Raw genomic sequence first — 5,485 nt, 5'->3', positions numbered from 1 at the left:
GGGTGACATTGGGGAGTAATTTAAATGGTAATTTAATTACAACTAACCAAAGTGTAAATTATCTAGACTTGGGTATGACGTAAAATTTACGTAAGCGGTATGTTGATAGCATTTTCGCATCTACCACTTACATAATTATATTGTGCTTGGGGAATTTAATTGCTTTAGTAAGTAACCCCCTTAGAGTCGAGTTATCTACTAGACAAAAATCGCATTTCGACTTCATCGGGTGGGATAGGTTTGCTGAACAGAAATCCCTGTAAATATTGATATCCGCAACTGGTTAAGAAAGCTTTTTGTGTTTCAGTTTCGACCCCTTCCGCAACCACCATAAGCCCCAATTTTTCACAGATAGCATAGGTGGCTTGGACAATCGCTTCGCTCCCTTTATAGGTGCCATGGACGAAGCTTTTATCTAGCTTAACGGTACTAATTGGCAAGTCATGCAACATAGAGAGAGAAGAGTAGCCAGTGCCGAAGTCGTCAAGGTGTAGCTCAACGCCTAACGCTGAAATATCGTCTAATGCTTGTCTGACTTCACCGTGTTTGAAGATCATTGAGGATTCAGTGATCTCAAGGGCGATACTTTTAGGTTGTATGTTGTAGAAGTTGAGCATTGCCGATAGTTGCTCTGCAAAAGTAGTGTGCATCTGAATACACGAGATATTGATGCTCATTACCAATTCATCATCAAATTTTCGGTGCCATATCGACAGTTGCTTAAGTGCAGAGTTAAGGACCCACTTTCCGAGTGGAACAATCTGTCCAGTTTCTTCCGCTAGGCTAATAAACTCATCAGGCTTGATGTTGCCAAGATCTTTATCCGACCATCTTAGTAAGGCTTCAAACCCTTTAACTTTATTGCTATTGGTGTCCATTATCGGTTGGTAATGAAGATTGAGGTCATCACCTTCTAGTGCCAGAGTTAACCTATGGCGTATCTCTACTTGCCGATGCAGAATCTGCGCTAAATTTGGAGTAAAAGTTTGGAAGCGGTTCCGACCATTGGCTTTGGCAACATGCATCGCCATTCCGGCCTGCTTTAACAATGACTCTTTATCCGTGGCATTATCTGGAAAATGAGCAGAACCTATGCTGCAACCTACAGATAAGGTGCCAATTCCTTTTATTTGGAAGCTTTTGTTCAAAGAATCGATAATGCGAGAGCAGAGTAACGGGATATTTTGATTTTTTCGGGCGTGAGCAATCACGATGAACTCATCACCACCAAAGCGACCGATTGTGCATGTTTCGTCGAGGATCTGTTTAAGACGCTTGCCAACTTTTTTGAGTAGTTGGTCACCAACACTATGCCCATAAGTGTCATTCACCAACTTAAAGCCATCAAGGTCCACAAACATCAATTCAAAGGGCGAGCGACAGGCAATACTCGATTCGAGCCTTTTGGTGATCCCGCGGCGGTTGTAGAGCTCAGTGAGACAGTCGTGCTCTGCGTTATATCGAGCTTTAATCAAATTTTCTTTTTGTTTGGTGGTACAGGTTAGGTTTAATAGCAGTTCACTTTTGTCAAACAACCACTTTCCATGAACATCAAAGTGGTGGGTTTTATTTTCAATTTTACAGCTGACTTCCTCCAAAATGTCTCGACCTTTGCGAGCTGAAAATAACCATTGGTCTGCAACTTCTTCGCTTGAAACAAAATCGGATAGGCGACTAAACGGCGAGCCGTAGTTTTTAGAAAAAGCGGAGTTTGCACTCACTACGCTTCCCACTTTGTTGAATAAAAGAGAGAGGTTGGAACCATCAGAGTATGTGAGATCGCGTTTTAAGCTCTCTTCTTCTGCGATGACTTGCGCTAGCATCCCTGTTCGGCCATCGGGTAATGGGATTCCAGAGAAAAGACATAGTGCGCGTTTAGATATGTATTTTGGGGTGAAGTTCCACCAAGTCTTTACACTTTGATTTCGCTGAAATTGTCTCTGATATTCTTCAAGCGTTGCTTCGATCGCTTTTGACATTTCAACACCAAAATCGCGTGAGGTCAGTTCAAATAGAGATTCAGACTCCCAAAGAGGGAGGGCACTGCTGTTTGCCCAGGTTATTCGCTTATTATCAATGTCATATATCCAGATAGGACACTTTAGATGTTCGAAAGGTTGGTAGCTGGTCATCATAATAAATTCGGGGAACTCATACTTTAATCGATTTATGCAGACAGATGTCGTGCTTTGGCAGTGCGTCTATCAAATTGAACTCTGATCTTTAACAGCCGTGAAGGAGCTATGTGTTCAAGAAAAATCAGGCGCTAAAGATAAATTAGCGACAAAATAGCGTTTAAAGATTCAGTGAACGGATAATTTTGGTTACTTTTCCTTTCGGGGTGCTTTCAATCGCATAGCCTTTATTGTCCCCAAAAATTTCCCCGTTGATGAAGTTCCAACCTGTTGATGTCTTGACGATTTCTTTCGGGAAGCGATCGTCAAACATTGAATGATTTGTGTATACCGTCTCAATTGCTTCAAATAATAATTGGGCTTGATCTTGGTTAGTGACGATGAAGTCTTCTTTCAGGCACATTGTTAATTCTGGAAGGGGTTGAGTAGTGAAAGGTTCAGTCATCGCGCCGACTACCCCATTATGTGAATAAAAGCGATATGAACCAGAGCTGCTTTCGTTGCCATCTGGAGATTTAATGCTTGGGGTTGTTAGGTAGAAATTACAGTTGAAGACCATCTTTTGGATAATACTATTTTGTGGTGTGACTTGAATATCTATCCAAGAGCTTACTTGTGCTTTGATTTGATTCATCACCTCATGTTTATTAGGAGCAGCGGTGACTCGTGTTGCCAACAAAGCGGTTATGGTCAGTAACATTAAAAGCGATTTGTTCATCTTTAAGTGGCCTTGTGACAAAGTGACTTTTGTTTAATCAGTAAGTCACCGTTGTTTATTATTTGAGTTAATGATTAGCCGAATAAATGTTACTTGAAGAAGACTTTACTTGATAGAGGGGGAGAGAGCTTGATAATGGAACATGCTATTTGATTGGTTAAGTAATCGTTTTCTTCAATTTTTTAGAATACGAACGCGGTTTTAAAATCTGTCATTTTGTTGATTTGAAGTGTTACTAACTATTGTGTTATTAATGTTTAGCAAGTTTATTTGAATGAGTTTTGTAAATTCCTTTAATGTAAGTGTGCGTAAGAAGGTAAGCAAACGTAAGCATTTAAGCGTTTGGATTTTCCGTTTTTGACGGGAAATCAATCAATAAATGAGCGTTTTTGTTGCTGAACGATGGTTTGTAAACGTGTATGTACAAAAGTGATTAATATGTTTTGCGTACGGTAAGTTAGTGACTTCAATAACAATATTGATGATATATGAACAGTATATATACTGCCCTCGCTTTTAATAAATGCTGGTGATAGAAATGTCGAAAACCAAAGTGCTGATTGTCGAAGATGACCAGGCGATAGCGCGTTTAACTACGCTTTACCTCGAAGCTGAAGGCTACAATGTTAGCGTTGTCCATGAAGGGGATTTGGCCATTGAAGCGATCCGCAGTATTGAACCCGATCTCGTTCTGTTGGACTTGATGCTTCCAGGAATGAGCGGCGCACAGATTTGCCGACAGGCTCGCGAATTTTATAATGGGATTATCTTAGTATTGACTGCCTCTGCTGATGAAATGAGTGAGGTTAGTTTGTTTAAGTTTGGCGCGGATGATTACGTTGCAAAACCTATTCGTGGTCATGCATTATTGGCACGAATTGAAGCACTATTGCGTCGCGCAGCCCCTGTTGTTGCTGAGCCTGACACGACCGCTGAAACCCCAGGTGAAATTGTGATCAACAGTACAGCTCAAAGTGCCACTCTGTACGGACAGAACCTAAAGCTCACCTCTGCCGAGTTTGAAATTCTAAATCTTCTTGTTAATAACATTTGTCAGGTCGTTACTCGAGATCAATGTTGCCAGCTATTTAGAGGTATTGATTATGCCTTTAACGACCGCTCTATTGATATGCGTGTTTCAGGGTTGCGCCGGAAGCTGCGTATGCATGCAAAAGATAAGCAGTTGATCCGTACGGTTCGTAACAAGGGGTATATGCTGGTTGTATAAGTCTATCGCGGTGAAACTTCGATCTGTTTCTATGTTTACTCGTTTGTACCTTGGAATTGTGGCAGGGATGTCGGCAACGATCTTTTTGTTTTGGAACCTTGGTGAAGGGCACATGCGGCGTACCCAGATCGAAATATTCCTTAATGATGGCATCTACTTTTCTGAGCAGTATGTTCGTCAACACAACCGAGAAAACTCGCTATATAAAGAACTCGACAGAACAGGCTACCAGCAATTTTATATTTTCAATTTACGCCTGTTGGAGAATTGGTCGGGAGAGGCTCCGTGTCAACGATGCGAGTTATTTACCACCTTGAATGGTGTACCGGTATACCTAAGTGAAAATAATCTCTATTCGGCAGTATTTCAGCTACCAAATTCTAGGTTTAGCTTTGCGTTCAGTGAGGTAGGCGATTTCTTCTCACCTGAAATTGAGTGGTATGAAGATTCAGAAAGAAACTTTCTTATTGGGCTTTTGTTGGCCGTTATCTTCGCTATTGGCGCAAGTGTTTACTTACCTGTTAGGCGTTTTCAAGAAAGAATAGAGTTACTTGTTGAGAAACAGAAGCAGTTTGGTAAGGGGAAGCTGAGTACTCGCTCTGACGTAGATGATATACACCCAGTGTCTGAGCTAGCCAAAAGTTTTAACTTCATGGCTGAGGAGATTGAGAGCAAAGTAAAACAAAGTCATATATTTGCTCAAGCGATTCCACATGAAGTCCGCACACCGCTAAGCCGTATTCAATTGGCGACGGATCTCTTAAGGCGGGAAGCACCAGAGCATCATCAGGTTTTTTTCGATGATATTGATACCTACATCGGGGATATCAACGACCTCACGTCAGAAATTATCATGCTGTCGAAATTGAATGTCATGGATAACTCTTTCTTCGAGCTTGTTAAAGTGAAAGCTGATCTTCGCGAGTATTGTTTAGATAGAATCCGTTACTCGGAGTTAGACAATGTTATTTTTGAGTCCAAAGTAAAGCTAGAGTGCAAAATTAAGTGTGATTGCTCGATGGCGCGTTTGGTTTTTGATAACGTGATTAAGAACGCTGGGAATTACACACAAGACAAAGTCTGGGTAACTCTGGACGAGAACTCAGAAAATTGGCTGGTTCTGATTGAAGACAATGGCTCTGGGATACCTGAGGACAGGCGTGAAGAAGTATTCCTTCCGTTTTCTCGCTTAGATTCTAGCAGAGCATCAGCAACTGGTGGGTTAGGGTTAGGTCTAGCGATAGCGATTTCAGCGGCTAAAAAGCTTTCTTGGGACATTCGGATCTGCGATAGCAATCGCGGTGGTGCCAAGTTCTGTATCTTAATCCCAAAGATCACGTAAATGATTTTAGTAAGAGACCAATTAGACTCTTAAAAATGAAAGCCACGGTTTAATATCGTGGC

At 41.4% G+C, this 5,485-nt stretch carries 4 protein-coding genes; 2 read left to right on the top strand and 2 right to left on the bottom strand.

Going from position 1 to position 5,485, the window contains the following annotated elements; genetic code table 11:
• Positions 1–191: 191 nt before the first annotated feature.
• A complete protein-coding gene (locus tag AB4496_RS05435) occupies positions 192–2,135 on the bottom strand; it encodes a bifunctional diguanylate cyclase/phosphodiesterase (RefSeq protein ID WP_102258195.1) in 1,944 nt (647 codons plus the stop codon).
• Between the two features lie 160 nt (positions 2,136–2,295).
• A complete protein-coding gene (locus AB4496_RS05430; RefSeq protein ID WP_017102472.1) occupies positions 2,296–2,853 on the bottom strand; it encodes a hypothetical protein in 558 nt (185 codons plus the stop codon).
• Positions 2,854–3,391: 538 nt separating this feature from the next.
• Between AB4496_RS05430 and AB4496_RS05425 the strand changes: the two genes are divergently transcribed.
• Both AB4496_RS05425 and AB4496_RS05420 read left to right on the top strand, forming a co-directional pair.
• Positions 3,392–4,081, top strand: coding sequence for a response regulator transcription factor (locus AB4496_RS05425; RefSeq protein ID WP_029222829.1), 690 nt, complete (start codon positions 3,392–3,394; stop codon positions 4,079–4,081).
• Positions 4,074–5,423 carry a HAMP domain-containing sensor histidine kinase gene (locus AB4496_RS05420; RefSeq protein ID WP_017099768.1) on the top strand — a complete coding sequence of 450 codons (1,350 nt, stop codon included), beginning with the start codon at positions 4,074–4,076 and terminating at the stop codon, positions 5,421–5,423. Before AB4496_RS05425 ends, AB4496_RS05420 begins: the two co-directional genes overlap by 8 nt.
• The last annotated feature ends 62 nt before the right edge of the window (positions 5,424–5,485 follow it).

Origin of the sequence: Vibrio sp. 10N.222.46.A1 (assembly GCF_041473595.1) — a bacterium.
Taxonomy (GTDB): Bacteria; Pseudomonadota; Gammaproteobacteria; order Enterobacterales; family Vibrionaceae; genus Vibrio; species Vibrio tasmaniensis_A.
This window is presented reverse-complemented; position numbering and strand designations above follow the sequence as displayed.

Bases quoted from the DNA above. Each gene is read 5' to 3' on its own strand.
- AB4496_RS05435 (WP_102258195.1), bottom strand. From the start codon at position 2,135: ATGATGACCAGCTACCAACCTTTCGAACATCTAAAGTGTCCTATCTGG.
- AB4496_RS05425 (WP_029222829.1), top strand. From the start codon at position 3,392: ATGTCGAAAACCAAAGTGCTGATTGTCGAAGATGACCAGGCGATAGCG.
- AB4496_RS05430 (WP_017102472.1), bottom strand. From the start codon at position 2,853: ATGAACAAATCGCTTTTAATGTTACTGACCATAACCGCTTTGTTGGCA.